This window comes from Nocardiopsis sp. CA-288880 (assembly GCF_050955985.1).
Classification (GTDB): domain Bacteria; phylum Actinomycetota; class Actinomycetes; order Streptosporangiales; family Streptosporangiaceae; genus Nocardiopsis; species Nocardiopsis tropica.
Genome location: NZ_CP192105.1, coordinates 4,084,363 through 4,110,930 on the forward strand (window position 1 = coordinate 4,084,363; position 26,568 = coordinate 4,110,930).

27 protein-coding genes and 1 pseudogene are annotated in these 26,568 nt (G+C 72.3%); 14 read left to right on the forward strand and 14 right to left on the reverse strand.

From position 1 onward, the window contains the following. Positions 1-66: 66 nt before the first annotated feature. Positions 67-195: a hypothetical protein gene (locus ACQPYD_RS17995; protein ID WP_344182696.1), complete on the reverse strand. Its 129-nt coding sequence runs from the start codon at positions 193-195 to the stop codon at positions 67-69. A gap of 451 nt (positions 196-646) precedes the next feature. Here ACQPYD_RS17995 and ACQPYD_RS18000 point away from each other — a divergent pair, with 451 nt between their 5' ends. After that, the gene (locus ACQPYD_RS18000) at positions 647-1,210 is read left to right on the forward strand and encodes a peptidoglycan-binding domain-containing protein (protein WP_433696757.1); all 564 of its coding nucleotides are present in this window, start codon (positions 647-649) and stop codon (positions 1,208-1,210) included. 321 nt (positions 1,211-1,531) lie between these two features. Then, on the forward strand, positions 1,532-2,023 hold the full coding sequence (locus ACQPYD_RS18005) for an SRPBCC family protein (RefSeq protein ID WP_433696758.1): 492 nt from the start codon (positions 1,532-1,534) through the stop codon (positions 2,021-2,023). Positions 2,024-2,141: 118 nt separating this feature from the next. On the opposite strand, the gene ACQPYD_RS18010 is transcribed toward ACQPYD_RS18005, so the two are convergent. The 5 genes from ACQPYD_RS18010 to ACQPYD_RS18030 all read right to left on the reverse strand — a co-directional run bounded on the left by ACQPYD_RS18010 (position 2,142) and on the right by ACQPYD_RS18030 (position 7,890). After that, complete coding sequence (locus ACQPYD_RS18010) at positions 2,142-2,570, reverse strand: hypothetical protein (RefSeq protein ID WP_433696759.1); 429 nt, start codon at positions 2,568-2,570, stop codon at positions 2,142-2,144. A gap of 108 nt (positions 2,571-2,678) precedes the next feature. Further along, positions 2,679-3,107 carry a hypothetical protein gene (locus tag ACQPYD_RS18015; RefSeq protein ID WP_433696760.1) on the reverse strand — a complete coding sequence of 143 codons (429 nt, stop codon included), beginning with the start codon at positions 3,105-3,107 and terminating at the stop codon, positions 2,679-2,681. Positions 3,108-3,121: 14 nt separating this feature from the next. Next, positions 3,122-6,724, reverse strand: coding sequence for a DNA/RNA non-specific endonuclease (locus ACQPYD_RS18020; RefSeq protein WP_433696761.1), 3,603 nt, complete (start codon positions 6,722-6,724; stop codon positions 3,122-3,124). 223 nt (positions 6,725-6,947) lie between these two features. Continuing rightward, positions 6,948-7,463, reverse strand: coding sequence for a hypothetical protein (locus tag ACQPYD_RS18025; protein WP_433696762.1), 516 nt, complete (start codon positions 7,461-7,463; stop codon positions 6,948-6,950). Positions 7,464-7,515: 52 nt separating this feature from the next. Beyond that, complete coding sequence (locus tag ACQPYD_RS18030; protein WP_433696763.1) at positions 7,516-7,890, reverse strand: DUF6507 family protein; 375 nt, start codon at positions 7,888-7,890, stop codon at positions 7,516-7,518. Positions 7,891-8,391: 501 nt separating this feature from the next. Between ACQPYD_RS18030 and ACQPYD_RS18035 the strand changes: the two genes are divergently transcribed. From ACQPYD_RS18035 to ACQPYD_RS18050, 4 genes are all read left to right on the forward strand, one after another. Then, positions 8,392-9,909, forward strand: coding sequence for a DUF6177 family protein (locus ACQPYD_RS18035; RefSeq protein WP_433696764.1), 1,518 nt, complete (start codon positions 8,392-8,394; stop codon positions 9,907-9,909). A 257-nt stretch (positions 9,910-10,166) separates the two neighbouring features. Beyond that, entirely contained in the window at positions 10,167-10,634 is a 468-nt protein-coding gene (locus ACQPYD_RS18040; protein ID WP_433696765.1) for a hypothetical protein, read from the forward strand. A gap of 525 nt (positions 10,635-11,159) precedes the next feature. Further along, the gene (locus tag ACQPYD_RS18045; protein ID WP_433696766.1) at positions 11,160-11,939 is read left to right on the forward strand and encodes a TetR/AcrR family transcriptional regulator; all 780 of its coding nucleotides are present in this window, start codon (positions 11,160-11,162) and stop codon (positions 11,937-11,939) included. Positions 11,940-12,270: 331 nt separating this feature from the next. Further along, entirely contained in the window at positions 12,271-13,005 is a 735-nt protein-coding gene (locus ACQPYD_RS18050; RefSeq protein ID WP_433696767.1) for an SDR family NAD(P)-dependent oxidoreductase, read from the forward strand. Positions 13,006-13,399: 394 nt separating this feature from the next. Here ACQPYD_RS18050 and ACQPYD_RS18055 read toward each other — a convergent pair whose 3' ends face one another. Next, positions 13,400-13,870 (reverse strand): MarR family winged helix-turn-helix transcriptional regulator, encoded by a 471-nt coding sequence (locus ACQPYD_RS18055; RefSeq protein ID WP_433696768.1) that lies wholly within the window; start codon positions 13,868-13,870, stop codon positions 13,400-13,402. A gap of 119 nt (positions 13,871-13,989) precedes the next feature. Between ACQPYD_RS18055 and ACQPYD_RS18060 the strand changes: the two genes are divergently transcribed. Both ACQPYD_RS18060 and ACQPYD_RS18065 read left to right on the forward strand, forming a co-directional pair. Continuing rightward, complete coding sequence (locus tag ACQPYD_RS18060; RefSeq protein WP_433696769.1) at positions 13,990-14,868, forward strand: dioxygenase family protein; 879 nt, start codon at positions 13,990-13,992, stop codon at positions 14,866-14,868. 79 nt (positions 14,869-14,947) lie between these two features. Further along, the gene (locus ACQPYD_RS18065) at positions 14,948-15,883 is read left to right on the forward strand and encodes an NADP-dependent oxidoreductase (RefSeq protein ID WP_433696770.1); all 936 of its coding nucleotides are present in this window, start codon (positions 14,948-14,950) and stop codon (positions 15,881-15,883) included. Positions 15,884-15,986: 103 nt separating this feature from the next. On the opposite strand, the gene ACQPYD_RS18070 is transcribed toward ACQPYD_RS18065, so the two are convergent. From ACQPYD_RS18070 to ACQPYD_RS18080, 3 genes are all read right to left on the reverse strand, one after another. After that, entirely contained in the window at positions 15,987-17,435 is a 1,449-nt protein-coding gene (locus tag ACQPYD_RS18070) for an MFS transporter (RefSeq protein ID WP_433702083.1), read from the reverse strand. 110 nt (positions 17,436-17,545) lie between these two features. Continuing rightward, positions 17,546-18,103, reverse strand: coding sequence for a TetR/AcrR family transcriptional regulator (locus tag ACQPYD_RS18075; RefSeq protein ID WP_433696771.1), 558 nt, complete (start codon positions 18,101-18,103; stop codon positions 17,546-17,548). A gap of 207 nt (positions 18,104-18,310) precedes the next feature. Further along, entirely contained in the window at positions 18,311-18,475 is a 165-nt protein-coding gene (locus ACQPYD_RS18080) for a hypothetical protein (protein WP_433696772.1), read from the reverse strand. A 266-nt stretch (positions 18,476-18,741) separates the two neighbouring features. Between ACQPYD_RS18080 and ACQPYD_RS18085 the strand changes: the two genes are divergently transcribed. From ACQPYD_RS18085 to ACQPYD_RS18095, 3 genes are all read left to right on the forward strand, one after another. Next, positions 18,742-19,929 carry an FAD-dependent monooxygenase gene (locus tag ACQPYD_RS18085; RefSeq protein WP_433696773.1) on the forward strand — a complete coding sequence of 396 codons (1,188 nt, stop codon included), beginning with the start codon at positions 18,742-18,744 and terminating at the stop codon, positions 19,927-19,929. Positions 19,930-19,939: 10 nt separating this feature from the next. Beyond that, a complete protein-coding gene (locus ACQPYD_RS18090) occupies positions 19,940-20,542 on the forward strand; it encodes a TetR/AcrR family transcriptional regulator (protein WP_433696774.1) in 603 nt (200 codons plus the stop codon). A gap of 406 nt (positions 20,543-20,948) precedes the next feature. Further along, positions 20,949-21,632 (forward strand): AAA family ATPase, encoded by a 684-nt coding sequence (locus ACQPYD_RS18095; protein WP_433696775.1) that lies wholly within the window; start codon positions 20,949-20,951, stop codon positions 21,630-21,632. A gap of 139 nt (positions 21,633-21,771) precedes the next feature. Here the strand turns inward: ACQPYD_RS18095 and ACQPYD_RS18100 are convergent, their stop codons facing one another. The 3 genes from ACQPYD_RS18100 to ACQPYD_RS18110 are packed head-to-tail and all read right to left on the reverse strand — an operon-like array spanning position 21,772 to position 24,246. Further along, positions 21,772-23,055, reverse strand: a complete 1,284-nt coding sequence (locus tag ACQPYD_RS18100; protein WP_433696776.1) for a glycosyltransferase — start codon at positions 23,053-23,055, stop codon at positions 21,772-21,774. A 1-nt stretch (position 23,056) separates the two neighbouring features. Further along, on the reverse strand, positions 23,057-23,671 hold the full coding sequence (locus ACQPYD_RS18105) for a TetR/AcrR family transcriptional regulator (RefSeq protein ID WP_433696777.1): 615 nt from the start codon (positions 23,669-23,671) through the stop codon (positions 23,057-23,059). A 32-nt stretch (positions 23,672-23,703) separates the two neighbouring features. Then, complete coding sequence (locus ACQPYD_RS18110) at positions 23,704-24,246, reverse strand: hypothetical protein (RefSeq protein WP_433696778.1); 543 nt, start codon at positions 24,244-24,246, stop codon at positions 23,704-23,706. A gap of 217 nt (positions 24,247-24,463) precedes the next feature. Here ACQPYD_RS18110 and ACQPYD_RS18115 point away from each other — a divergent pair, with 217 nt between their 5' ends. The 3 genes and pseudogenes from ACQPYD_RS18115 to ACQPYD_RS18125 all read left to right on the forward strand — a co-directional run. Then, complete coding sequence (locus ACQPYD_RS18115; RefSeq protein WP_433696779.1) at positions 24,464-24,925, forward strand: GbsR/MarR family transcriptional regulator; 462 nt, start codon at positions 24,464-24,466, stop codon at positions 24,923-24,925. Continuing rightward, positions 24,922-26,151: a glycosyltransferase gene (locus tag ACQPYD_RS18120; protein WP_433696780.1), complete on the forward strand. Its 1,230-nt coding sequence runs from the start codon at positions 24,922-24,924 to the stop codon at positions 26,149-26,151. Before ACQPYD_RS18115 ends, ACQPYD_RS18120 begins: the two co-directional genes overlap by 4 nt. 36 nt (positions 26,152-26,187) lie before the next feature. Then, positions 26,188-26,283 (forward strand): annotated as a pseudogene (locus tag ACQPYD_RS18125) (winged helix-turn-helix transcriptional regulator); the annotation flags it as partial. Between the two features lie 60 nt (positions 26,284-26,343). On the opposite strand, the gene ACQPYD_RS18130 reads toward ACQPYD_RS18125, so the two are convergent. Beyond that, complete coding sequence (locus ACQPYD_RS18130; RefSeq protein WP_433702084.1) at positions 26,344-26,526, reverse strand: DUF397 domain-containing protein; 183 nt, start codon at positions 26,524-26,526, stop codon at positions 26,344-26,346. Positions 26,527-26,568 lie beyond the last annotated feature (42 nt).

Here is a 26,568-nt window from a genome sequence, read left to right on the forward strand (position 1 = left end):
CGTGCGCGCACGTGCGGCGGGAGAGGTCGTCGCGTGAAAGAGAGAGCCCTCTGGCGAGGGAACGGGTCAGCTGCGTCCGGGCGGGCAGGCGCTGAGCTCACCGTGGGCGTTGGTGCCCCACGAGGTGGAGTAGCCGTTGGTGCCCAGGGGGCGGGGGTTGCGGACCGAGATCTTGTGGCGCTCGGCGAAGCGCATCCGCCCGGTGGCTGCGAGAGAGGGCCGCGCGCAGAGGGGCGGCCGACCGGAGGAACGGCGGTCGGGCGAGGACGAGGCGAACGGGGAAGGCGACGACTGCACGGCCAACTCCCCTCCCGTCCTACGCAAAACCGACAACGGCACAGACCCTACCAGCTGCTGTTCCGTGAAATGGGACGGGGTGGCCCACGACACACCCGTGCCCCGGGAGACCGCTCCGTCCGGCGGCTGGGCGGTGGAGCGCGCCGTCCCGAGGCGGCGCCGGACGCTGTTCCGGCAGGCTCGGAGAGCCTTCGTTCCGGGGACCGCTTTCGTCGTGCGACGAATCGCAGACGAATCATTGAGGCGATCAGCCATGACGCCGATACTTCGTGTGAGCATGAGCCTTGTAGTTCCCATTACCCAGGAGAAAAGGGCCTATTTTCGCATGTTTCCACACTTCTTTGATGGTTTGGGTAGGCGTTTCATCTCCCTGATCGCCGCCTCCGCGATCGCCGCCACCGCCGTCGTCGCCACAGCGCCCGCGGCCTCCGCCGACAACCTCGACCGCACGTCCGAGCAGACCCTGGCCCAGATCGAGGCCGAGCCGTGGCCCCACTACATGAGGGGCGCCCGGTCGGTCGACGTCCAGGCCGCCCGCAAGCTGCTCGCACACCACGGCTACCGCTCGGACAGCACCACGTCGTGGTTCTTCAACCTCTCGCTGGAGAACACTGTCGAGCGGTACCAGCGGGCCCACACGAACCTCGTCGAGACGGGGGAGCTCGACGAGGCGACCTGGCAGCAGCTACGCACCGAGACCTTCGGCGAGTACGGCCCGGGCAGCTCCGGCCTCGTCGTCGAGATGATCCAGAGCGAGCTCAACACGAAGTTCAACGCGGGCCTCACCGTCGACGGAAGGTACGGGTCCGCCACGGAGCGGGCGGTCCGCGACGCGCAGATCTTCTTCGGGATCGGGGTCGACGGCATCTTCGGCACCTACACCTTCCGTGCGCTGATCCCCTACCAGCCCTAGACCGCCGGTAGGGCATGTGTGTCCTGGTCAGAGGTCACGGACCACCGTCGACCGCTCGACCGGGGCACCGGGGCTCCAGCTGCGAGGCATCACCGCATTTGAGGGCACCGCGCGTGGGCGCACACGAGCCCAGCACTCACGGCCCGTGCGCTCAGTGTGCCGCTCCGGTCCGAGCTGGTTCCCCAACGCCCGGACGGTCGCGTCCGCGGCAGGTGCCATGACCACGCGGACCGGGGGAAACGTTCACATGTCGTGGCTGAATACCATGAGGTGAGGCTGCACTCGCATGCCCTGCCACTCGGGAAACCGGAGCACTGCGCCATGAAGTACACCGTCTCGACCGAGATCGCCCTACCGAGGGAGAGGGTGGCCCAACTGCTCGCCGACCCGGTGCACATGTCGAAGTGGCTGCGGGGTCTGGTCCTGCACGAGCCGCTGAGCGGGGTGCACGGGCAGGTCGGCACCACATCGCGGGTCGTGATGCGGATGGGGGAGCAGGAGATGGAGTGCACCGAGACCATCACGCGCCGGGAACCGGCGGACCTGCGCGAGATCCCGCGAGGGCAGGTCGTTCACTTCGACCGCGAGATCGTCGGCGGGGGCATGTGGAGCGCGGTGCGCGACCGGCTGACCGAAGTCGGTCCGGAGACGACGCTCTGGGCGAGCGAGAGCGAGTACCGGTTCAGCGGTGTGATGATGCGGCTGGTGGGGCTCCTGATGCCCGGTACCTTCCGCAAGCAGTCGCAACAGCACATGCAGGACTTCAAGGACTTCGCGGAGCAGGGCAAGGACGTCCGCGAAGCGAAGGGCTGATCCCCGATCGGCCTTCCTCCCCCGACGGGCATTGCCGCGGGAAGGGCGACGAGGCCGGACCTCACACCGATCCTCGACGCCCTCTCGTGCCCGCAGCGGGCTCGGATCCCGCCACGGCCTAGCCCTGGGCCTGGCCGATCTTCTCCCTGAGCCAGTCGGAGAGCGCGTCGTCGTCCCGGGGGAACTTGGACAGCTCGAAGACATAGCTGTCCGGCGACGGAGGAATCGGATGGACCCCCAACTCCCTGTCGTAATGGAACTCCGCCTTGAACTTCTCCGGACGGGTCACCAGAATCGACATGGCCAGCCATGTCCCCTTGCCCTCCTCGTACATCTCGCCCTTGAGGAACTTGGCCTTCTGGCTGACGGAATACGGGTGACGCTTCCTCTTTGTTTCTCCACTCTCGAAGGTCACGAGATTCTCGCTCGCCGCAGCACCCCCGATGTAGTCATACCTGTAATTCATCGAGGTCCAGCCGCCCGGAGCGGCCTCGACCAGCTCAAGAGCCATGGCGCGCACCAACTCCTGCTGCCGGACGAGATCCATCGAACTTCCTGCCACTAATTCCTCGGTGACCGCGTGGTCATGGCGTCTGCCGCCCTGTCAGCGAAGGACGAGCGCGCCGGGGGCGTCCGGCCGCTGCCAGGACACGGCCTAGCCCTGGGCCTGGCCGATCTTCTCCCTGAGCCAGTCGGAGAGCGCGTCGTCGTCCCGGGGGAACTTGGCCAGCTCGAAGACATAGCTGTCCGGCGACGGAGGAATCGGATGGACCCCCAGCTCCCTGTCGTAATGGAATTCCGCCTTGAACTTCTCCGGACGGGTCACCAGGATCGACATGGCGAGCCATGTCCCCTTGCCCTCCTCGTACATCTCACTCTTGAGGATGTCGGCCTTGTTGTCGACAGGGCGCGGGTGGCGCTTCCTCTTCGTCTCTCCGCTCTCGAAGGTCACGAGGTTCTCCATGGCCGCGACGCCCCCGATGTATTCATACCTGTAATTCATCGAGGTCCAGCCGTCCGGAGCGGCCTCGACCAGCTCAAGGGCCATTTCGCGTACCAACTCCTGCTGCCGGACGAGATCCATCGAACTTCCTTCCGCTAATTCCTCGGAGTCCGCGTGGGATGGTTGTCATACCGCAACCCCGCCTGATCCTCGCCATTAAGCTCCCAGTTTACCATGATCCTCGAAGGCGGGGCTCCCAGGTTATTCATTTCATCAGGCCGGTCGCTGTCATACCGATTCGCATAGCTATTGAGGTTGTCCTGCCTCGCCTGGAATTCATCCCGGTCGAAATCCGGAAGCGAGTCGTCGTGGTCGAGTTCCACCCGGAACGTGATCGAGGGATTGTCGCCGGCGAGGTCGCGCCAGTGGTCGACGAGCGCCGGCTTCCCTCCCGGGTGGCCCTCCGCGTAGTCGGTGCTGTACGCCCGGCCCAGGCGCCCGTCGTCCCCCGAGAGGATCCCGTTCCAGAGGTATTCGAGGCGCCCCCAGTTCTGGGCGAAGGTCTCGCTCCCACCTGGGTGGTTCAGGGATTTGAGCATGGGGATGATGTTGATGCGCTCCCCGGGGCCGGCGAAGAAGTTGCTCGCGACGACGTGCCCGCCCTGCCAGGTGGAAGTGTCGTAGACGTACTCCGCGTCGTCGCGCGCGTTGTACTCGTCGAAGTAGTTCCTGCCCTCATGGCCGATGGCGGTCTGCTCGTTGTTGCGCGACTCCCTCCCCGGCCTGAGCTCGCCCTCGATGGAGACCGTCCTGGACTTGGCGTCGGTCTCGTAGACGAGCTGCCCGCCCGTCCTGGGGCTGTCGACGTAGTACGTGGCGTTCGGCCTGGGGTAGACGAGTTCGGGGTTGCCCTGGGTGTCCGTCCCGGCCCGGGTCTCGACGTGGGTGATCCTGCCGTCGGAGTCGGTGATGAAGACACCCCGGCCCTCCACCCGGTAGAGGGTGTCGGGGTCCAGGCGGACCTCGGCCCCGTTCGACCCTGTTCCGAACCGCTGGTTCCCTGCGGGAAAACCCGGGTCCCCCGCGTCGATCCTCTGGGTGTGCTCGAAGGAGGGCCGGTTCGCCGCGCCGTCGTAGGGGTTGCGGTCGCGCCACCAGTCCAGCGCCGAGTCGACGTACCCGTCCAGGTTGGACAGGTCGTCGGAGATCCGGAAGTCCGGGTCGGGTGAGGGGATGCCCCACTTCTCCCACATGCCGAAGGCGTTGGGGCCGCCCTCCCGGGGCGCGATGTCGTGCGCGCCGTTCCGGTCGGGGTTCGGCCAGTAGGTGTCGTCGCTCCACAGCTGCGGATCGCGCGAACGGTACGGGACGCCCTCGTCCATCAGCCGGGCCTCGACGTACTCGTGCATGACCAGACGGCGGAAGTGGGCCGCCTCCGAGGCGTCCAGGGTGCCCGCCTCGGCCTTGCGCCACAGGTCGGCGACGTGGTCCATGGGGGCGAACCGGCCGCTGCGCTGGGTCGTCCCGTCCGGCGGTACCGGGACGTCCGGGTGCTCGCGGAAGAACAGGTGCTGCTTGATCTCGTCGAGGACGTCCGAGTCGAAGCCGGTGTTCTCGGAGATGCGGTCGACGTCGCCGTCGTTGGCGCGGATCTCGTTGTAGCGCTCCAGGGCCTCGGCGCTCTCCGGCACGTCGATGTACCGGTTGCCGTCGTCGTCGAAGTAGGTGCCGGTCTCGTCCCGGTATCCCACCTCGATGTGGTCGCCCTGGCTGTCGAAGAAGCCCGGCCCCTCCTCCAGGTTGGCCGAGGGGTTGTTGTCGCCCTCGGACCCGCCGGCCCGCTGGACGTGCTCCGGGCGCTCCCCGTCCGGGCCGTCGGCGCGGTCCGGGGCGAGGTCGCCGTCCGGGGTGAGGTCGCCCTCCGACAGGCCGCCGCCGTCTGAGCCGTGGTGGCCGCGGTCCGATCCGTCGGGCCCGCCGTTGCCGCCCCGTCCCGACCCGGTGTCCGCGTCCACCACGGTCGTGCCGCTCCGCGGGCCGTCCAGCCCCGTGGCGCCGTCCACGCTGTTGTCGAACGTGCCGTCGTCGCGGGCGTCGATCTCGTTGCCCGCGCTGTCGACCTCGACCCTCTCGTCGTCGGCCTCGAACCGGTCCGCCGGCGTGTCGTCGAGCGCGGCCGCGTCGTCCGGCACCTGGGAGGCGACCCAGCGGTCCTGCTCCCCGTCCAGCCCCTCCGCGAGGTCGCGGCGCGACTCCGGGTCCACGCCGTCCAGGAAGTCCGCGCCCGCGTCGAGCTGGTCGGCGGTCGGGTCGACGGTCTCCTCGGAGCCGGAGTCCCCGTTCCGGCGGTTGTCGTTCTCCGGATCCGGATCCGTGTTCGTGTTCGTCGTCCCGCGCGGCACGGACCCCGTGTCCCCGGTGGGCTCGGTGTCGGATCCCGTGTCCCCGTCGGAGCCGTCGCCCGTGGTGCGCCGTCCGTCGCCGTCCGGGAGGTCCGGGGTGCCGGCGGCGTTGAGCCGCTCCAGCGCGTCGGTCATCCGCCCGAGGTCCGCGGGGCTGAGGTCCAGATCGGCCAGGTCGCTCAGGTCCACCGGGGTGATGGACCCGTCGCCGAACCGGGGCACCCGGGCCAGCACCGACGGGTCGATGCCGCCGGGGAACTCCGACAGGTCCGGCACGTCCGGGGTGCGGCTGCCGCCGACCGCGTTGACGATGTTGGCGCCGCGCCAGGCCATGAGCGGCACGCCCACGACCGCGCCGACACCGGTGGCGGTGAGCAGCGCGCCGCCCACCGTCGCGCCGATGTTGAGGGCCGCCGTGCCGATGACGTACCAGGGCCGCTCGCCCCACTCCTCCCACGGCACGACCGCGTGGGCCGCCTCCTTCCAGGCGTTGCCCGCGGTCTCCCAGGAGAAGCCCCACTCGCCGTTCTCGTCCTTGCCGACGCCCACCAGAGCGCCCAGGCCCTCGACGGTGCCGCCCCAGTACTCCCAGAGGTTGTCGCCCCAGTTCCCGGCGAACCACCCGTCCGGGCCGTGCGCGCCGACCATCCCGCCGACGTCCTCGGCGATGCCCACGAAGAAGTCGCCGACGGCGTCGCCGACGTCGTTGTACCAGGCATGGTCGGTCGTCTGCGGCGCCCCCCACTCCATGGCGATGCCCTCGAGGGGAGCGTCGAAGCCGTACACGAACTCGCCGTCGCCCGCCGTGACCGACCCGTCGGCCCTCTGGGCGATGAACGTGGTGCCGCCGAACAGCCCGGTGATGGCGTTGGCGCAGGTCCGCTCCGCCTCCTCGAACTCGTGCATCAGGCCCGCGGCCCGGTCGAGGAGGTCGTTGTGCTTGGTGACGTTCTCGCTCTCCTCCTTCCACCAGAGGAAGCCGCTGCCCTCGTCCCAGTCCTCCTTGTTCCCGTAGTCGATGCTGCTGAGGAACGCGTAGGAGTCGGTCTTGAGGGTGGCCCAGCGCGCCTTGATGTCGCGGACCTTCTCGGCGAAGTCGATGAGGGACCCGGAGGCACTGGACAGCGCGCCGGACACGTCCTCGGCGTCGCCGGTGAGCGGGTTGAGGACGGTGAAGAGGTCCTGGTCCTCGGGGGCGCTGTAGATGCCCTCCAGCCCGCCCCACGCGCCGGTGATGTCGGCGGTGGTGTCGGTGAGGTCGGTGCCGTCGGTCTTCAGCTTCGCGGCCACGGCGTCAAGGGCGTACGTGAGGGTCTCGGGGACGGGAAAACCGCTCGGATCGATCAGGTCGGACAAGGGGGACCACCGTTACCAGTGCCGGGGGAAGGCCGCGGGCGGTGCGGGGCCGCGGTGCTTCCCGGGTTCCGTACGTGTCTGTGCGGGGCGGATCCGCGTCCCGGTCCGAGGGGGGTCGGGCGGAGCGGGTCCGTGCGGCCGGCGGGGGCTGGCACCGGTGGGAGGGGGCGGGGGAAGGGTTCGGCGGTGGTGCCGTGCGCCGGGCGCACGGCACCGGGGAGGGTCAGGCGCCGTCGAGGGCGTTGAGCCCGGCCTCGGTCTCGGGGGCCCTGGGCTCGTCCCCGAGGTGGGTGGGGAGCGTGCCCCGGTACAGGCCCGCGGCGTCGATGTCGATAGTGCCGGTGGTCGACAGGGAGAAGCCGCCGCCGCGCTCGTACATGCGGATCAGCGGCTCGAAGGGGTCGGGCAGGTCCGGCAGGGGCGCCCCGGCGTCGCGGGCCGCCGCCATGTGCAGTGCCCACACGCAGCTCTTGCCCACCGTCGGGTACTGCTCGATGACCACCGGGCTCCCCAGCACGCCTTCGACCACCTCGTCGGCGGCGCGCACGCCCGGCGCCGCGAACTCCGCGATGTCGTAGAACGGCCACCCCTTGGCGCCCAGGGCACGCGTCCACACGGCCGAGCGGCGCAGGTACTCGCGCATCAGCGCGACCCGCGACCGCGTGTGCTCCAGGTCGCCGTCCCAGTCGATCGCGTGGATGCGGACGGCGAGGTCGCTGACCGCGGTGGTGGTGCTCATCGTGAATCCCTTCACGTCGGGGCCTCGGGGCGGGGTCCGGTGGGGGTGGGCGTCAGACGGCCTGGTTGGGGCCGTTCGAGGGGGGCGGCGGGGGCGGCGGCGGGATCACTCCCGCGTTGGCCTGGGCCTCCTCCGCCATCTCGAGGTTGCCGTTCATGTAGTGGGTGGTGGCCTCGCTGGCGCCGGTGACGGCGGCCATGGTCAGGCCCGCGATGTCGCCCATGATCCCGAAGTAGTGCTCGGCGAACTCGCCCAGGGCCATGCCGACGATACCGCTCTTGGCGTATTCGCCGCTGTCCACCAGGTGTTCCTCGACGTTCTCCATGACGCCGACCAGGCCCTCGCCGCTGCCCTCCTCGCCGAGGTGGCCGGCGACGGCCTGGAGGACGCCGCCCACGGCCGCGGGCTGGATGTTCCACTGCGACACGGACTGCTCCTTTCGCGTGTGCGCCGGTCGGCGTGCGGCCGGCGCGGTCCGGACCCGTCGGTCCTGGGGTGCGGGTCGTTGAAGGGTGCGGACGGGGGGCGGCGCGAGGGTCAGGCGTCGCGAGGGGCGAAGGACCCCGGTCGGACGTCGCCCGGGGCCACGGTCCCGGCGGCCGGCGGGGCCGGCTCCCGGGACGCGGACACAGGTGTGACGCTCCCTCCGCGTTGAAGGTTTCACCGTCTTCGGACGAAAGGAAACCACCCGCGCGCGAGGGTTTCGGGGGACGGCCGCGGCCTGCGGCGGCACGGACCGGGGTGCCGCCCGCCCCCTCCGGGGCCGGGCGCCGCGCAGGTTCGCCAGGAGCGGGTTCCGCGGCGCCCCCGCCGTCGGAGGCGTCGCGGGGGCCGCTCTGGGAACACATGGACGTGAACCTTCCGGACATCCCGCGTATCCCACCCGGCACCACTCCGCCGTCCGACCCCCTGTGTTGAGGAGTCCCCCTTGAGCCACGACGCGGTCGCCCTGCTGGCCGACGCCCCCGACCGCCGCGCCCTCATCGACGCGCTCGCCGCAGCCGGGCGCGGCCTGCGGGTGCGCCTGGTCGCCGACGGAGCCCTGGTGGAGCTCGTCGACGAGGGCGGCCGGGTGGTCGCCGCCATGCAGGCCGCCCAGAAGCTGGCCCTGTCCGCCGAGGCCGAGCGCCTGCTCGCCGACGGCATCGCCGACGACCTGCCCGCCCAGCCGTACTGGGTGGAGGCCCGCGGCGCGGACCTCCCCGGCGCCGACACCGCCGGGGTGGTCGGCCGCTTCGCCCGCCGCCTCGCCGAGCGCCTGGGCGGCTCGGTGTGGGAGCCGGTCCCCGGGCTGGACCGGCGCGATCCGTTCCTGGAGGGCGCCACCGGCCACCCCGCGGTCACCGCCCTCACCGAGCAGGCCGCCGTCGTGGTGCAGGACCGCCCCCTGGTCCCGCTCTCCCCCTGGATCGTGGACGTCCTGGCCCGCCACGGCCGCCGGGGCCTGCGCCTCCAGGTCGTCACCCCCTCGACCTCGCGCATCACCCACGCACTGCACTCCTTCCTGATGTCCCCCGCCGCCCGCTGGGTGGTCCAGGCCCCCGGGGGCTCCTACTACGACGGCTTCTCCGGCGTTCGGCTGCGCTGGGACGAGCGCGAGGCCTTCACCGTGGACGGGGACGCCCGGGCCGACGGCCCGCCGGAGGCGTTCCGCGCCGACGACGCCGACCGCGGCTGCCAACTGCACGTGGACCTCAACGTGGAGCACCCCGCCGACAACGGCCTGGTCCTGGGCCACTCCGTGGAACTGCTCGCCGAGCGCCTGGGCGGCGGCCCGCCCGCCGTGTGGGGCACGGCCGAGCCCCTCCCCCAGGAGTGGAGGCGGGCCGTGTTCACCCGGACCGTGCGCGACCGCGCCCCCGGCCAGACCTGGGCGGCGTTCTCCGGCTCGCCCGAGGGTACGCGCGAGGACGGCGTGCGCCCGTTCGCGGGCACGGTGCGGGTGAGCCGCACCTCGTCCGGGGTGCGCGAGGCGATCACGTTCTCCGTCGGGTACCCCGAGGGCGTCGAACCCGACCTGTCAGTGCTTCCCGCGCTGGTCGGGGAGCTGACCGGGCGGGACGTGCTGCGGACCATGACGGTGCGCCGGGTGGGCGGCCGCGCCGACCTCACCTACGCGCCGCACTGGGCGGGTCTGCCGCTGCCGGTGGGCATGGCCCTGGGTCAGGAGGCGGTGGCCGTCATCGGCACCGGCCGGGCGCTGGGCGCCCCCGTGCGCCCGCTGCCGTTCGGGCCGCCGCTGACCCCCGCGTTCTGGTACCGGGTGGGCACCGGGGTGGAGCACGACTCCTGGGTGCGGTTCCGGGGGCTGATGGCCCACCTGCACCCCGACGGCGTCACCGGCGCCCCCGGTGACGCACCCGGCCCCGAACGGGAGCCCGGTCCCGGGGACGCCCCGGCCGACAGCGCCCCCTCCCCCGGCGACGCACCCGCGGCGGCTCCGTGAGCCACCGCGTCCCGACGCGCTGAGACGCCCGCCGCGCCCGTGGTCGGCGGGGCTCCCACGGGCCTGTCGGCGCTGCCGGCGGCCACCGATCGCACGGGGAGGGTCATCGGCTGTGCCCTGACCATCCCGCCGGGCCGAACGACCGCTCGGCGCATGAGGCGTTGGAGCTCGGCCGGGGAGAGCGCCCGAGTACGTGACGGCCGACGGCGACGCCGTCGAGTTCCGACACGATGACACATCTGAGCAGGAGCGATGCGATGCGTGCAACCGATGCTCCCGACGGGTCCGTGACCCTGGGCATGTCGCAGGCCGAGGCGACGGTTCTACACGAGCTGATCGCCTTTGCAGAGTTCGCGTACGACCTGAGCTCGATCGAATCGGCGAGACCGGTCGAGCAGAAGGTGCTGTCCGACGTACAGCAGGCGCTCGCGCCGCTCATCCTCCCGGAACTCGGCGCTCACGGCTACGACGCCGTGATGAACCGCGCTCGCGCCGCCATCGACCTCAGCTCCTTTCGGGCTCCCTGTCCACCCGGCGCAGAGGAAGAGGGTGCGATGGACAAGCGCGCGGTCGCCCGCGCACTCGCCGCTGTGATCGCGGACGAGATCGAGGCGCAACTCGGGGTGTGTCGCCCGGTCGGTGAGATGCCTGCGCTGATCGCCGACGCGGTCTTGGACGCCTTCCGTGTCGAGCGCGTCGACCAGGCCGACCCGCCTGTCGGTTGACCCAGGACGCCGACGGGCGGGTGCTCATCCGGCTCGGCGACCCACCGGCCCCGGTCCCCGAACCCTTCGCTGACCCGCCGCTCCAGGCCAGGGACCGACGGACCGACATGAACACGAACAACCGGGATGCGACCTGGCTGTTTCCCGGACGCAGGGCCGGACGCCCCCTGTATCCGCACAGTCTCGCCGAGCTGATCCGCGACATCGGTCTTCCCGGAACGGCGGTGCGCGCCTCCGCGCTGCGTCAACTCGTGCTCCAGGCCCCGCACCGGTCCTCGCCCAGGCGCTGGGGTTCCATTCCACGCCCACCCGGGCCGTTGCCCGGGCGGGCGGGACCTGGAGCCGCTACGCCTCCAGCGACCACACGCAGTGATCACGGCGGCCGGAACCACGGAGAACGCAGATCACTCGGTCTACAACTCCTGACTGTCTCGACCCCCGGCAGCGGCGGTCGCGACGCCGGCCTTCTGGCAGAGCGACGGGATCGGCGACCCGGCGGGCCCTCATCGCCAGGAAGAGGCCGATGTGCCGACCGGTCTTGCGGTCCAGCGTCTTCTGCCACTGCGGCCGAGGGTCCTGTCATGCCCCGATCTCAACGCGATCCACGCGGTGGGCGTCGTCTTCGCTGTGCGCGCCGGGCACAAGCCGTCGGACGACGCGGAACCCCTCGTTGTGGCCCGCGTAGTCCAGAACCAGTACGCTGGGCGGATGGCGCGACCTCGTGAGTTCGACGAAAACCGCGTGCTTCTCGCTGTCCGCGACGAGTTCTGGGACAAGGGGTACGCGGCGACGTCGATGGACGACCTGCTGCGCGTGAGCGGGTTGGGCAAGGGCAGCCTCTACGGGGCGTTCGGGGATAAGAGGAGCTTGTTTCTCCGGGTGCTGCGGGAGTACGACGACGCGAACCTGCTGGCACTGCGCGAGCGTCTGGCTTCTGCCGCCAAGGGGGGCGACGTGGTGCGTGAGTTCGTCCTCGGCCTGACCGGTGACCCGACCGGGGCGGTTGCGCGCCGGGGCTGCCTGCTGGCCAACAGCAACGCCGAGCTTGCCGCCAGCACCCCGGACGTCGCTGCCGAGGCCCGCCGCAGCTACGACGCGATCACCGCCGTCCTCACCGCGGCGCTGGAGCGCGCCCGGAGCGAAGGCGACCTCGATCCCGGCGCCGATCCGTCCGAGACCGCCCGTGCGGCCCTTGTCGCACAGCTCGGTCTCATCGCCCTTGGGCGCACCGGCATGGACATCGACGTGCTGAGCACGATCGCTCACTCCGCCCTGGCGCGACTGCTGCCCATCCCAGCGCAGTAACAGCGCCCTACCGACCGGCCCGTACCGCCGCAGTCCGCGGCCGGCCTGGCACCCTGCGGCGCGCCCTCGAGCTGCGCGCCGCTGTTTCCGAGGGGAACGCGGTCCGCCTGCAGGCCCTCTGTGTGCTGCCGGCTGCCGGTCGGCCCGATCCGCGACCGACGACTTGGGCCGCCCCGGGGGGCCGATCCGCCCCTGTGATGCCGCCGCCGGTGACGGGGTGGGCCCGAGACGCGGAGCCCCGATGTTTCGACACGAGCCCAATTTTGACCGATCGGTCCATAACAGGGGTATGGTTATTGACGCACCAGTCCACAATGAAGAGGAGGGCGGCATGGCCGTCTTGGAAGGTAAGATCGCCGTCGTCACCGGGGCCGGCACCGGCATCGGGTTCGCGACCGCTCGCGCGTTCCGCGACGCGGGCGCCACGGTGTTCATCACCGGTCGCCGCAAGCACGTGCTCGACGCCGCGGTCGCCGAACTCGGCGACCGCGTGACCGGCGTCGTCTGCGACGTCTCGGTGCCCTCCGAGCTCGACGCGTTCTACAGCACCGTGCGGGACCAGGCCGGACGCGTCGACGTGCTGGTCGCCAACGCCGGCATCGGCATCGCGGCTCCGTTCGGCGAGGTGACCGAAGAGCTGATCGACTCGGTGTTCGCCACCAACGTCAAGGGAACGATCTTCACGCTCCAGCAGGCGCTACCGCTGCTCAGCAAGAACGCTTCGGTGATCCTGACGGGCTCGACCGCCCCGACCCGACCCGACCAGGGACTTGAGGTCTACGCGGCGTCGAAGGCCGCAGTTCGCACCCTCGCTCGCGGTTGGGCCCTCAGCGCGCGCACACACGGCTTCCGTGTCAACGTCGTATCCCCCGGTGCTACACGCACCGAAGGCCTGCTGGAGCTCGTCCCACCCGAGGCGCTCAAGCAGGCCGAGGCCGCCATCCCCCTCGGCCGGCTCGCCGAGCCCGAGGAGATCGCCGCCCTGACGACATTCCTCGCCTCGGACGCGTCGAGCTACATCAACGGCGCCGAGTTCCACGCCGACGGTGGATACGCCCAGGTGTAAGTGGCCGCACGTGCGGGCCAGGGCCGAGGCCCCGGCCCGCACGTCCTCGGCGTCCCGGGCGAGGTGGCAGGAGGACTCGGCGCCGACGAGCCGGTGCAGCGGCGTGGCCCGGCGCTGGAGATGGTCCGGACGGCTACCAGCGGTGGAGCCGGGGGCGTTGTTCAGCGTGTGCGCCCTGCTGGTCGCCGAGGCGTGCAGCACCGGCCTTCCCCCGTGGTCGAACCCGGGACGAGCCCCCTGACGCCGGGCCGCCTGCAGCAGGTCGACCGCGCCTCTATGTGCGCCGAGCCCCTACGCGCGGCCAAAGCCCACCTCGCAGCGGCCCAACCCCACACCCCGTCACCGGCGTCGCGGGGGCGGGGGCCAGCGGAGGCCCCCTCAGGAAACGGCGCGCTCAGCCCCCTTCGGCCTCCTGGCGCACGGTGGCGGCGATGCGGGTGAGCGCGGTCCCGAGGTGGCGGCGCTGAGCGGCGGTGAGCGGGTCGAACACGAGCCGTTTCACCTGCGCGACGTGTTCCGGTGCGCTCTCGACGAGCTTCTGCCGGCCGGCGCCGGTCAGGGTGGCGAGGGTGTACCGGCCGTCGCCGGGGTCGGGTCGGCGGACGACCCAGTCACGGGCCTCGAAACGGTCCATCACCTTCGACAGGCGGGGCTGGGTGCTGTCGCAGAGCCGGGCCAGCTCGCTGAGCCGCATCGTGGCCTCGTCGGCCATGGACAGCCGGGCCAGGACCCCGTACTCGAAGTTGGAGATGCCCGCCTCCCGCTGCAGCTGGCGGTCGAGGGCAGCTGGTAGGGCGATGACGACCGTGAGCAGCGCCTGCCACAGGTCCTGTTGGTCGTCGTCGAGCCAGGGTTGGGTGTCCATGAGCCCCATCATACTTGCCTGGGCAACTCGCATCACTTGCGCAGGCAACCCTCGACCGGCTACGTTTCACTTGCCTAGGAAAGTAAAAACACTTTCCTGAGCAAGTGAAGGAGCTGGTTTTGACCACCACGAGCAGCCTGAACCCCTCTGTACCGCCGCGCGCACCGGCCGCGGCGTACGACGACCTCCTCGCCCGGGTCCTGCCACAGGCGCGCGGACAGCGGGTGTGGACCCCCTCCGACGGGCCCATGCCCAGCCTCTTCGTCAGCCACGGCGCCCCGTTCACCCTCGACGACCCGCAGTGGCTCGACGACCTCTTCGACTGGGCCCGGTCGATGCCCAAGCCCCGGGCCGTCGTCGTGGTCTCGGCCCACTGGGAACAGGCGCCGGCCGCGATATCGGGAGCCGCGGCCGGCGTCCCGCTCCACTACGACTTCAGCGGCTTCCACCCCCGCTACAAGACCCTTCCCTACGCGACCCCGGACGCCACCGACCTGGCCCGGCGGCTCGCGGGCCTGCTGGGCCCGGCACCGGTGCACGAGTTCGCCGACCGCGGCCTCGACCACGGCGCCTTCATCCCGCTCATGGCCATGTACCCCGCCGCCGACGTCCCGGTCGTGCAGTTGTCGATGCCCGGCCTGGACCCCGGCGCCCTGCTCGACCTCGGCACACGCCTGCGGTCCCTGCGCGACGAAGGCGTCCTCGTTCTCGGCTCGGGCTTCATGACGCACAGTTTCGCCGTCTTCCGCCGACCCGAACTCGCCGCCGCCACCGCGGCCTTCGACGCATGGGCCGTCGACGCCCTCGCCCGGGGCGACGCCGACGCCCTCGCCGACTACCGCGGCAAGGCGCCCGGCGCCGCGATCGCCCATCCGACGGCCGACCACTTCGTCCCGCTGCTGTTGACCGTCGGCGCCGCCGACGACCCCGGCAGCGCCGTGAGCGCGATCGACCGCATGGTGATGGGCAACTCCATCCGGTCGGTGCAGCTGGCCTGAGCGCCTCGACGTGCTCCACCTTCGCGCCTGGTCGCCCGTCCTGGGGCGACGACACCATCACACCCTGGAGGAAAGTGTTATGAAGGCAATCCGTTTCCACGAGTTCGGCAGCAGCGAGGTCCTGCGCCACGAGGACGTCGACCGTCCGGTCCCCGGCGCCGGCCAGGTGCTGGTGCGGGTGGCGGCCACCTCGTTCAACCCGGTCGACGACCACATCCGCGCCGGCGTCCTGGCCGAGATGCTCCCGATCACCCTGCCGTACGTGCCGGGGATCGACCTGGCGGGCACCGTCGCCGAACTCGGCGCGGGCGTGACGGGCCCGGCCGTGGGCGACCGGGTCGTGGCGATGCTGCCCCTGGACTCCGCCGGCGGGGCCGCCGAGTACGCACTCGTCCCGGCCGGGTCCCTGGTCCCGGCGCCCCGGACGATCGAGCTGGTCGACGCCGCGGCGCTGCCGCTGACCGGCCTGGCGGCCTGGCAGACGGCCTTCGAGCTCGCCGAGCTGAAGCCCGGGCAGAGCGTCCTGGTCAACGGGGCGGGGGGCGCTGTGGGCGGCCTCGTGGTTCAGCTCGCCGTCGACGCGGGAGCGCACGTGACCGCGGTGGACGCGCCGCAGCACGCCGACCGCCTCCGGGGCTACGGCGCGGACCGGGTCGTCGGACCCCTCGACCTGGCCGCGGGCCCTGCCGTCGTGGGCGGTCCGTTCCAGGTCGTGGTGAACCACGTGCGCGTCTCCCCGGAGGAGCTCGCGCGGCTGGCGGACTACGTCGCCGACGGCGGGGTCGCCGCCAGCACGGCCGGCCCGGTCCCCGAGGACCCCGACCGGAAGGTGCGCACCGCGAGCCTGTGGGTCCGCAGCGACGGAGCTCAGCTGGCCGAGCTCGTCGCCAAGGTGGACGCCGGCAGGCTCCGGCTCCACGTCGCCGACCGCCGCCCGATGGCCGAGCTGGCCGCCGTGCACGGGGACGCCGCCTCCGGGCGGCTGCCCGGCAAGACCGTCGTGCTCGCCCGCTGATCACACCCCGTCCCGACCGTGAGGACGCCGACCGCCCCCGCGCCCGTCCGGTGACGGTGCGGGGGCGGCGCCCGGTCCGCCGCCCCGCGGCGGCGGTCGGGCCTCAGTGGCCCTTGGTCACGTCCAGGTCCTTGGGCGTGAGGGCGAACACCACGACCACCGACACCAGCATGATCGCGGCGCCGATGCCGCCGACCAGGGTCAGGCCGTGGGTGAAGGCCTCCTGGGCCTGGGCAGCGGCCGCGGCGCCGGCGGGGCCCAGGTCGGCCAGGACGTGCAGGGCGCCGCCCAGGGACTCCTGCGCCGCCCCCACCCCCTGCGGGCCCAGGCCCGCGGCGGCGAGGTCGGAGGCGGGCAGTTCGGCGCGGTAGAGGGCGGCCGCCGCGCTGCCCAGCACGGCCACGCCCAGGACCGCGCCCAGTTCGTAGGAGGTCTCCTCGATCGCGGCGGCGCTGCCCGCGTGCTCGGCCGGGGTCCCCGACATGATGATCGCCGAGGCGATGGCCAGGGATCCCATGCCCGCGCCGAGCAGGGTCAGGAAGATCGCGACCGGCGCGTAGGTGAGCGGTGCGGGGGCGAGGGCCAGTGCGGCGAAGCCCAGCGCCGCCAGCGCCAGGCCGCCCACCAGGACGGTGCGGGCGCCGATCCGCTGGGCCAGCACCGGCGCCAGCGGGGAGACCACCGTGGCGGCGACGGCCATCGGCAGCAGCCCGATCCCGGCCTGCAGGGGCGACAGCCCCTGCACGAGCTGGAACCACTGCGCCGCGAGCAGCAGCGCCGATCCCATGGCCAGCATGGTGAACAGCGCCGCCAGCGTCCCGGCCGTGAAGGAGGGGACGGTGAACAGGCGCACCCGCAGCAGCGGCGAGTCGCTGTGGAGGCAGCGCAGCACGAACCAGACCAGCAGGGCCAGTCCCGCCGCGAGCGCCGCCAGCGCCAGGGCGTCGGCCGGTCCCTCCTTGGCGATGCGCTTGATGCCCCACACCAGGGCGGTCATGCCCGCGATCGACAGGGCGGTGGCCAGGGCGTCCCAGCGCCCGGGGTGGGGGTTGCGCGCCTCGGGCAGCAGGAACAGGCTCGCGACGATGGCCGCGGCCATCAGGGGCACGTTCAGCAGGAAAGCCGCGTGCCAGGAGAAGTGCTCCAGCAGCAGACCGCCCACGATGGGTCCCACGGCCGCGCCCAGGGAGGCGACGGCTGCCCAGATGCCCAGCGCCTTGGCGCGTTCGGCCGGGTCGGTGAACAGGCTGCGGATCATCGAGAGCGTGGCCGGCATGATCATCGCCCCGCCCACGCCCAGCAGGGCGCGCACGGCGATCACCACGGGGGCCGACTCGGCCGCCAGGACCAGCAGGGAGGCCCCTCCGAAGACGGCGAAGCCGGTCAGGAGCATCCTCTTGCGGCCCCACCGGTCGCCCAGGGTGCTCATGGTGACCAGGAGGCCGGCCAGGACCAGCGAGTAGATGTCGACGATCCACAGCTGCTGGGCCGCGGTCGGGGACAGCGCCGCGGCCATCTCGGGCAGGGCGACGTTGAGGATGGTCATGTCCATGACCACCACGAGCAGGCTGGCGGCCAGCACCGCCAGGGCGGCCCAGCGGCGGCCGGCGGACAGGTGTCCGGCGGTGGCGCCCGGTGCGTCGGAGGTGTGGTGCGGAGTGCTCACGGCTTCTCTTCCAGGGATGTGCTCATCAGGGCGGCGATCGCCATGCGCAGCGCCGCTTCGTCGACGGGCCGGTCGTGGAGCAGGGTGTACAGGATGACCCCGTCCAGGTAGACGGCCGTGGCCCGGGCCGCTTCGGGCGCGGCGTAGGCCTGCAGGATCTCGGTGACCCCCTGTACCCACTGCTGGGCGAACGGACGCAGCTCGGGGTTGTCCACGCCGGCGAAGTAGAGCAGGCTCTCGGCGCGCAGCCGCTCGCGGTCGCCCAGGTAGGCGGCGAACAGCGCGGCGATGCCCTCGGGGCGGCCGGCGCAGCCGTGGATCTCCTGCGCGAACTCGCGCAGCTCCTCGTCGGCCTGCTCGGCGATGGCCTGCAGTGCGGCGGCGCGCAGGTCGTCCAGGGAGTCGAAGTAGTAGGTGGTGGCCCCCAGCGGCACCCGGGCCAGTTCGGCCACCCGCCGGTGCGTCAGGGCGGAGCTGCCGTTGGCGACCATCTCCTGGGCGGCGGCCTCGACCATGGCGCGTCGGCGCCCCTCGGGGTCCCGGCGGGAGGTCATGGGCGCTCCCCCTGTGCGCGTCGCCCAGAGGTCCGGAACAGCATCCTTTTCACCCCAATGTCTGGTACGTGCGTACAAGTACAAACGTACTAGAAGAGGGAGGCCGTCCGCCCGTGTCATGCGCCACCACCGCAAGGCCCCTCGCGGGCGGACCGGGCAGGGGTTGTTGACGGCCGCGGGGATGCCAGTGGATCGGCCGCCAACTCGTCAGTGCTCCTCCTCCGTCTCCTCCTGTGCTGCCGATGAGTGCTCGGGGAGAAGACTGAACCGCACAGCCGGGTCGACGGCGAGCTCGCCCTCAACGGTGACGGACGTCAGCCCGGCGTCGGCCAGGCCCCCGGCGCCCGTGCCCCAAGCCCCGGCACCGGTCATCGCCCGGATGCTCGGCTACCACCCCGAACACATCACCGCGCTGCCCGCCGAGGCGGGAAGCCCGTGGTCCCACTACGCCCCCAACGGTCACGCAGAGTGACTACACGGGACGGGAAGAGGCGAAGACCGAGTACTCGATCACCGGCCTCCACCAGAACCGTCCCCAATGTGTGACGCAGGGCACCTGCCCCTCGCGCCAAAGTTGCGACAAAACGTCGTAACTTGAAGTTGCGACAGATCGTCGCAACTTTTGGAGGGGTGTCTCGATGACACAGCAGGACAAGCGCGCGCTCGTGGTGGGACTGGGCATCGCGGGGATCTCGGCGGCCATCGGCCTGCGCAGGGCCGGATGGGAGCCCGTGATCGTGGAACGCGCGCCCGAGCGCCGCACGGGCGGGTACTTCGTCGGGGTCTTCCCCGACGGCAAAAAGGCCGCCGAGGACCTGGGCATGACCCGGCACCTGCACGTGCGCAACCCCACCGTCGGCAGGGACTGGAGCGTGGGCCCCACGGGCCGGGCCACACCCGGAGCCGGGTTCCTCGACCAGCCCGGCGGCCCCTACGCGGTCCTGCGCGGGGACATCGAGGAAGGCCTGTGGCGCACGCTGCAGGAACTCGGGGACGTTCAGGTGCGCTTCGACACCCGCCCGGTCGCCATCACACAGACCCCGCAGGGAGCGACGGCGACACTGGAGGAGGCGACCACCGGCACCCAGACCATGGAGGAGTACGACCTGGTCGTGGGCGCCGACGGGGTGCGCTCAAGCGTGCGCGAGCTGGCCTTCGGCCCGCACCAGGACTACCTGGACCAGTGGCAGGCCATCATCTGCGCCTTCGAACTCGACAGCCAGGTCCCCGGGTACGGGCCCCAGGACGGCGTCATCAACGCCCGCTCCCGACGGGCGGTCTGGGTCTTCGGCTTCGCCGACCGCACCCCCACCGTGCTGCTGACCTACCGCACCAAGGACGTCGACGCGCAATTCGCCCGACCTGCCCTGGAGACCCTGCGCGAGGTGTACGCGGGCATGGACCACCCCGCCCTGACCCACGCGCTGGACCAGCTCGGCCGGGCCCCCGACTTCCTGTTCGACTCGGTCAACCAGGTCAAGATGCCCTCCTGGCGCTCGGGAAGGGTGGTCCTGGTCGGGGACGCGGCCTGGTGCCTGAACCTGTACTCCGGCATGGGCTCCACCGCGGCCATGCGCGGCGGCGCGGACCTGGGCAAGGCCCTGGCGGCCCGCCCCGGCGACCTCCAGGGCGCCCTGGCCGACTGGGAGAAGGGCATGCGCCCCTTCATCACCCGCCAACAGCGCCGTGCCCGGATCATGCAGCAGTTCTTCGTGCCCTCGGGGCCGGTGGCCGAACGCCTGCGCGCCCTCCTGCTGGGGGTCATCGGCGCGGTCGGGCGGCTGAAGTCGCGCAAGACCGGCGCCGACGCCCCCGTGGGCGGGTGATACTGGGCTCATGGCACGTATCAAGGGCGCCACCTTCCAGGCCCACCACGAACAGGTCTGGGACGACCTGACCGAGGCGCTGGGCGGTCTGCTCGACGAGCAGGGCTATGACGGGTTCAACCTCGCGCACGTGGCCGCCCGGGCCGGGATCGCACGCAACACGATCTACAACTACGCCAAGGACAAGGCCTCCCTGGTGGCCAAGGCCGCCCAGCTCGCCAGCCGCGACGTCCTGGAGCGCGTCGACAAGATCGCCGCAGGCCCGGGGCCGGCCCCCCAGCGCCTGGCCGACATCGCGGAGGTGCTGATGCGATCGTTCACGGCCCCCGCGCTCCGGCTGATGCTGCACGCACCCCCGGACACCGTGCCCCAGGAGGTCCTCGAACTCCCCGAGGGCCCCTTCGCCCAGGTTGCCGCCGCAGTGGAGAAGGTCGTGGCCGACGGTGTCGCCGAGGGCTCCTTTCGCCCGCTGGCGGACGTTCCGCTGACCACCCACCTGCTCAGCGGCATCGTGCGCGCCGGCGGCGACCGGATGGCCCGCCGTGGGGCGGACGTCGAGGAGGTCCTGCCCGCGGTGCAGGAGTTGCTCTTGGCGGCCCTCGAACCCCGCTGACCCTCCGGCCTGTGCCGCCCCGGGCCGCAGGTGCGCAGCGCGAATCTCGGCCGAAGGGGTGCCGTTGAGGTAGCGCACGTTCTGGATCCGATGCCCCCGGCGCCCGCCGCCGGGGGCGCTCGTTTTCCTGAACCCGGCCTCCACTGAGTGAATCTGCCGGGCCGCTGCTCCTCCTCCCTGCCGGAGACGGCCGGCGGCCGAGCCACGATCCAAGCCACGTAGCCACTGACGGGTTGCTTTGCCCCTCGCCGCAGCTTCGGGAGAACCACCCCTACACGCTGTGCCAGGCGCTCGACCGGCCGCCCCCGCTCAAGGCCGCACTCGACCACCTCCAGGCGCACCCGGACAGGGCCGGGGCTTGGGCATTGCGCCGCACCGGACCGCACACCTACGTCCTGGGGCCCGGATGGGCCTGCTCACCGCCGAACAGCGGGCCGCGCTGGAGAAAGCCGCCGGGCGGGCGATCCCGATCGGAGCGGAGGAAGCCGGGGTCCTGGCCGCGCTGCCGGGGTTCGGTCCCCCTCCGCGCGGCGCGGACTGGGACTCCGGTCTCCGAGGCGTGGCCGCAGCAGGTCTGCCAGCGGGCGGCGTCGAGGACGGGTTCGCCGTCGCCCCGGACGTCCGGTTCAGCCTCTTCCTCGAGCACTCACCGTCAGCCGGAGAGGAAGCAGAGGTGAGCACTGACGTGTTCGGGGTCCTTCGCCCCGACAACAGCACCCCGATAGCCGAGCTGATGTTGACCGCCGCCGTGACACGCCAGCTGACCCTGGGCATGAGCGCGATCATCGACGCGACCGGACACACCAGGGCCCAGCGCCGCAGATGGCAGTCGATCACCGAGCGCCTGGGCGGGACGTTCCTCGGAGTGGAGTGCGTCTGCTCGGACGAAGAGGTCCAGCGACTCCGGCTGGAGGGCAGGTCCAGAGGCATCCCCTGCTGGCCGACGACAGTCTCGTGGGAGCACGCCGAACGCATGAAAGAGCTGTGGGAGCCGTGGGAGGAGCCGCACCTGGTGCTGGACTCGGCGATCAACACGTCCGAGGAGAACCTGCGCCGTGTGCTGGACCTGATACCGGATGAGGACCGGTGATGGAGAAGTCGCTGTCATCCCCATGGCCGAATCGACTGTCATGTTCGCGGCCGCCAACAGGGGGCCCGGCGAAGCCGCAGCGGACCGCGACACGGGCGACGGCCGCCCGGGGCGCCCCCGGGCGGCCCCGGCCGAGGTCTCAGCCGGCCGGGCCGGGCGGCGCGACCTCCTCCAGGACGCGGACCGCCTCCCGTGCTCCGCCCTCCGCACGGACCCGCTCCCCCAGTTCCGCGGCGCGCGCGGCGGTTCCGGGACCGGTGAGCGCCTCGGTCAGCGCGGCGGCCAGGCCGTCCTCGGTCAGGCGCCGGCCGCCGAGCGGGGCGGGGGCGACCCCCGCGTCGTGGACGCGCGCGGCCCAGAACGGCTGGTCCCCCCAGAACGGGCACACGACCTGGGGGCGCCCCGCGGCAGCCGCGGCCCCCGTGGTCCCGGCCCCCGCGTGGTGGACGACGGCCGAGCACCGGGGGAACAGGCGTTCGTGCGGAGCGCGGTCGATGAGCAGGACGTCGCCGTCCGCCTCGGCGGCGTCGATGCCGCCGCGCCCGGCGGCGACGATCGCGCGCACGCCCGCGCGGCGCACGGCCGCCGTGACGACGCGGCCCGTGGCGGCGGGATCGAGGGTGGGCAGACTGCTGAACCCGACGAACACGGGGGGCTCGCCGGCGGCCAGGAACGCCTCCAGCTCCGCCGGGGGCTCCCACGCGGTGTCGGGCGGGGCGAACCAGAAACCGGTGGTCCGCACCTGCGGGGGGTAGTGGGCCCCGGCGGGGAGCAGGTGCCGGCTGAAGGCGTGGAGCACCGTGGCGGGTGCGCCGTCCGGCCGCAGGAGGGGGTCGTGCCGCCCGGGCCGGGACGCCAGCCCCAGTTCCCGGCGCAGGTCCTCGGCGACGCCGCGCTGGCCGCGCAGGGCCAGGGCGGCCAGCCTGTAGGTGAGCGGGTTGAGCGCTCCGGGGGCGCGCTCCGGCCATGGCACCCCGGGGGCGGGGAAGGCGCGGGTGGGGACCCAGGAGGGCTGCAGGGCCACCGGCACGGCGGGCACGGCGAGGCGTTCGGCGATGTGGGCGCCCGGCATTCCGGGGATGTGCACGACGACGTCGGCCCCGAGGTCGACGGTGGCCGCCATGTCGGCGTACACGCGCCGCATGAGCGGGGTGATCTCGCGCAGGAGGGAGACGGTGTGGGCCGCGCCGCGCAGGCCGCGCAGGCCCGTCTCCATCACCCCTTTCATCGCGGGGTCGTCCATGAGGGCGTTGGGGCCGTCGTCCACCGGGTGGTAGGCCACCGCGTGGTCGGCGGCGAGGGCGGCGTAGGACCGGGGGCCGGCGACCGTGGCCGTGTGGCCGGCGTCGGCCAGGGCGCGGGCCAGGGCCAGGAAGGGCTGGACGTCCCCCCGGGTGCCGTGGGTGAGCAGCAGGGCGTGCACGTCATTCCCTTCGGGCGGTCAGACCGCGCGCGACGATGTCGATGAGCAGGTCGAGCGTCTGCTCGTAGGATTCGGGCGCCGCCAGCCGGTCGGCGTTCATGGGCAGCAGCATGACGGCCTGGATGACGCCGACGACGGCGGCCGGAGGGGCCGGGACCAGCTCTCCGCCCTCCAGGCCCGCGGTGACGAACGCGTTGAGCGCGTTCACGGGGTTGTCGGGGAACCCCTCCAGGCGGGCGGGGTCGGCCTTGCGCAGGACGGCGTCCATCTCCTCGGGGTGGGTCATGAGCCGCCGGTACAGGGGGTCGGTGTCCAGCACCTCCAGCGTGGCGCGCAGGAAGCGGCGCAGCGCCTCCTCGGTGTCGTCGGTGGTGGTCAGGGCCTCGTCGATGACGCGGCGTTTGACGTCGGCCATCCGGCGCAGCATCAGCTCCAGGTAGAGGGCCTCCTTGGAGTCGAAGAACACGTAGAAGCTGCTCTTGGCGATGCCGGCGGGGGCGACCAGGTCCTCCAGGGAGGTCTTGCGCAGGCCCCGTGCGGTGAACAGGGCCTCTCCCGACCCCAGCAGCAGGTCGGTGATGCGGGCCTTCTCCCGCGGTGAGAACGCCGGTGGCATATCTGCTCCCCTCTCGATGTCGGTGCGCGCGGTCATCGGGTGACCGGTCGCGTGTCCCGATCGCCGTGCCGGGCCCCGGTCAGGGACAGCGGCAGTCCTCTGCGGCGGGCCACGAGGACGACGGCGGCGGTCATGATCACCATGCCCGATCCCAGCGGCAGCAGGGTGGCCATCCCGTCCGCGCCGGAGTTGGCGACGGTCCAGGAGATCTTGGCGGCCAGGCCGCCGTTGACGACGATCAGACCCCATCCGAGGGAGCGGTACCAGAAGGCCGCGCACAGGGATCCGAGCAGGAGGGGGACCAGGGCCAGGCTGGCCCAGGTCACCCACGTGGGATCGGTGAACAGCTGTTCCTCCATCGCCAGGACCGCGGCCATGGCCGGGTCGACCTCCTCGGGTTCGGGGAACCAGAAGAAGCTCGACAGCATCGCGGCGATGGTCAAGGACAGGGCCAGGGGTCGGCGGGTCCAGCAGAAGTAGGCGACGGGCAGGAAGAACAGGGGGCGGATGTACCAGCTCAGGGGGTTGAGGTGGCGCGGCCAGGCCCAGGCGGCGAAGTCGGCGAGCAGGTCCACGGAGATCTCCTTCGATCAGTTGTGTACATAAAAACATTTTGTACTTTTGTTTTCAAGAGCCCTCTGCAGCCTCCCTCTGCACGGTGGGGCCGACGCCCGCCGGCCCGGCCGGAGCGCACGACAGGGGGATGACTGTTCGCGGACGGGGGCTTGCCGCCACCGCCCCCGAGGGTTACTTTGTTCGGAACGATCCGAACAAAGCGATGAACGGTGGCGGATGGACGACGTGGAGGCCTTCGTCGAGGAGGCCGCGATGTTCTACGAGCGCCTGGGGCTGAGCAGGACCCAGGGGCGGGTCATGGGGTGGCTCATGAGCTCCGCCGAGGAGGACGCCGACGCCCCCCGGCTGTGCGAGGCCCTGGCCGTCGCCAAGAGCAGCATGAGCGTCGCGCTGGGCGGGCTGGAGCGGAGCGGGCTCGTGGAGCGGTTCCGGCGCCGCGGGGAGCGGCGGGACCGGTACCGGCTCGCCCAGGACGTCTTCGAGCGCGCCTTCCGCGCGAAGATGGCCGAGTTCGAGGGGTTCCGCCACCTGGCCGAGCGCGGTCTCGCGGCGGTGGGCGACGATCCCGCCCGGCGCGAACGCCTCGAGCTCATGCGCGACATGTACGGGTTCATGGCCGACCGCTTCCCGAAGCTCCTGGACGAGTGGGACCGGGTCAAGCAGGAGGGACGGCGATGAGGGCGCTGATCGTCACGACCGGGAGCAGGGGCGACGTCCAGCCCTTCGTGGCCCTGGCACGCGCGCTCACGCGGGAGGGCCACGGGGCCGTGGTCGCGGCGCCCCGCCGGTTCGCGCCGCTGGCCTCCCGCCACGGAACGGACTTCCTGCCGATGGACGAGGGCGTGCTCGCCCTCCAGGACGACCTCGCCCACCGGGGAACCCTCGCCGCCCTCACCTCGGCCCGCGCGGTCGGGCCGCTCATGCGGGCCTGGCTGGACGACGTGGCGCGGTTGTCCGATGCCGGCTGCGACGTCGTCGTCCACGCGCCCAAGGCGCTGGGCGCCGCCGACCTGGCCGACCTCCTCGGGGTGCCCTCGATCGCGGTGCTCACCCTGCCGCTGTACACGCCGACCGCCGAGTTCGCCTCCCCGCTGGTCCCGGTCCGGGTGCCCCGTTTCCTCCACCGTCCGAGCTGGCGGCTCGCCGCCGCCGTGGAGGCCCCCTACCGGGGGCTGCTGCGCCGCTGGCGCTCCGAGGAGCTGGGACTGCACGGGCGGTCCGCGTCGCTGTCCGAACGCATCTCCGCCGGCGGGGCACTGCACATCTGGAGCCGGCACCTGGTGCCCTCCCCCGCCGACTGGCCGCCCGACGCCGCCCCTTCAGGCGCCCTCCTCCTGCCCTTCGAGGACGGGTGGGCCCCGCCGGACGAGCTGGCCCGGTTCCTCGACGCGGGGAGTGCGCCGGTCTACGTCGGGTTCGGCAGCATGGTGTCGAGGGATGCCGCCGAGCTCACCCGCACCGTCGTCGAGGGTGTGCGCCTGAGCGGCCACCGGGCCGTCCTGGCGACCGGGTGGGGAGCCCTCTCCGCCGCCGGGGAGGCGTCGGACGACGTCCTGGTGGTGGACGAGGCCCCCCACGACCGGTTGTTCCCGCGTATGGCGGCCGTGGTGCACCACGGCGGGGCGGGGACCACCGCCGCCGCGCTGCGCGCCGGTGTCCCCCAGGTCGTGCGGCCCTTCGTCGGGGACCAGTGGTTCTGGGGCGACCGGGTCCGGCGGGCGGGTGTGGGCCCCGCCCCCCTCACGGGAACGCTGACGCCGCAGCGGCTGGCCGCCGCGATCGACCGCGCCCGCGAACACGCCGACCGCGCCCGGCACCTGGCCGGGGACGTCCGGGAGGAGGAGAGCACGGCGGCCGAACGGGCCGTCCGGCGCGTTCTGGCGGCGGTGGCGCACACCCGTTGACCCGGTGCGGCCCGCCGTGGCGGGCGAGAACGGCGTCCGGGCCGGCCGCCGAGGGTGCGTTACTCGCTGATGCCCCGGGGCCGCCGCCTCGGCCCGGTCCTCCATGCCCTGTGGGACTGGGGCAGCCTCTAGATCCGAGGCCGCGAACCGGCCCCGCCCGGCTGTCTGGGCCGGGCCGGTTCACCGCCTCCCCTACGGAGTGCGCACCGCTGCCAGCAGCGCCGTCCACTCGGAGGCTTGGGCCGTCAGGTGGCCCAGAGTCCGGTTCTGGGTGTCGCGGATGCCCGTGACCACACCCTCACGGACCTCCACGCAGTTACCTCCGCCAGCACTGTGGCTGGACTTGTGCCAGGACCGCTTGTCGACCGTGCTCACCAGAGCGATCCAGGCGTCAGGCGTGAAGTCGAGGTGCCCGTG

What these genes read in the sequence shown, in the direction of transcription:
- ACQPYD_RS17995 (WP_344182696.1), bottom strand. Translation starts at nt 195, where the DNA reads ATGCGCTTCGCCGAGCGCCACAAGATCTCGGTCCGCAACCCCCGCCCC.
- ACQPYD_RS18005 (WP_433696758.1), top strand. Translation starts at nt 1,532, where the DNA reads ATGAAGTACACCGTCTCGACCGAGATCGCCCTACCGAGGGAGAGGGTG.
- ACQPYD_RS18010 (WP_433696759.1), bottom strand. Translation starts at nt 2,570, where the DNA reads ATGGATCTCGTCCGGCAGCAGGAGTTGGTGCGCGCCATGGCTCTTGAG.
- ACQPYD_RS18015 (WP_433696760.1), bottom strand. Translation starts at nt 3,107, where the DNA reads ATGGATCTCGTCCGGCAGCAGGAGTTGGTACGCGAAATGGCCCTTGAG.
- ACQPYD_RS18025 (WP_433696762.1), bottom strand. Translation starts at nt 7,463, where the DNA reads ATGAGCACCACCACCGCGGTCAGCGACCTCGCCGTCCGCATCCACGCG.
- ACQPYD_RS18040 (WP_433696765.1), top strand. Translation starts at nt 10,167, where the DNA reads ATGCGTGCAACCGATGCTCCCGACGGGTCCGTGACCCTGGGCATGTCG.
- ACQPYD_RS18050 (WP_433696767.1), top strand. Translation starts at nt 12,271, where the DNA reads ATGGCCGTCTTGGAAGGTAAGATCGCCGTCGTCACCGGGGCCGGCACC.
- ACQPYD_RS18055 (WP_433696768.1), bottom strand. Translation starts at nt 13,870, where the DNA reads ATGGACACCCAACCCTGGCTCGACGACGACCAACAGGACCTGTGGCAG.
- ACQPYD_RS18065 (WP_433696770.1), top strand. Translation starts at nt 14,948, where the DNA reads ATGAAGGCAATCCGTTTCCACGAGTTCGGCAGCAGCGAGGTCCTGCGC.
- ACQPYD_RS18070 (WP_433702083.1), bottom strand. Translation starts at nt 17,435, where the DNA reads ATGGACATGACCATCCTCAACGTCGCCCTGCCCGAGATGGCCGCGGCG.
- ACQPYD_RS18075 (WP_433696771.1), bottom strand. Translation starts at nt 18,103, where the DNA reads ATGACCTCCCGCCGGGACCCCGAGGGGCGCCGACGCGCCATGGTCGAG.
- ACQPYD_RS18080 (WP_433696772.1), bottom strand. Translation starts at nt 18,475, where the DNA reads ATGACCGGTGCCGGGGCTTGGGGCACGGGCGCCGGGGGCCTGGCCGAC.
- ACQPYD_RS18085 (WP_433696773.1), top strand. Translation starts at nt 18,742, where the DNA reads ATGACACAGCAGGACAAGCGCGCGCTCGTGGTGGGACTGGGCATCGCG.
- ACQPYD_RS18090 (WP_433696774.1), top strand. Translation starts at nt 19,940, where the DNA reads ATGGCACGTATCAAGGGCGCCACCTTCCAGGCCCACCACGAACAGGTC.
- ACQPYD_RS18095 (WP_433696775.1), top strand. Translation starts at nt 20,949, where the DNA reads ATGGGCCTGCTCACCGCCGAACAGCGGGCCGCGCTGGAGAAAGCCGCC.
- ACQPYD_RS18105 (WP_433696777.1), bottom strand. Translation starts at nt 23,671, where the DNA reads ATGCCACCGGCGTTCTCACCGCGGGAGAAGGCCCGCATCACCGACCTG.
- ACQPYD_RS18115 (WP_433696779.1), top strand. Translation starts at nt 24,464, where the DNA reads ATGGACGACGTGGAGGCCTTCGTCGAGGAGGCCGCGATGTTCTACGAG.
- ACQPYD_RS18120 (WP_433696780.1), top strand. Translation starts at nt 24,922, where the DNA reads ATGAGGGCGCTGATCGTCACGACCGGGAGCAGGGGCGACGTCCAGCCC.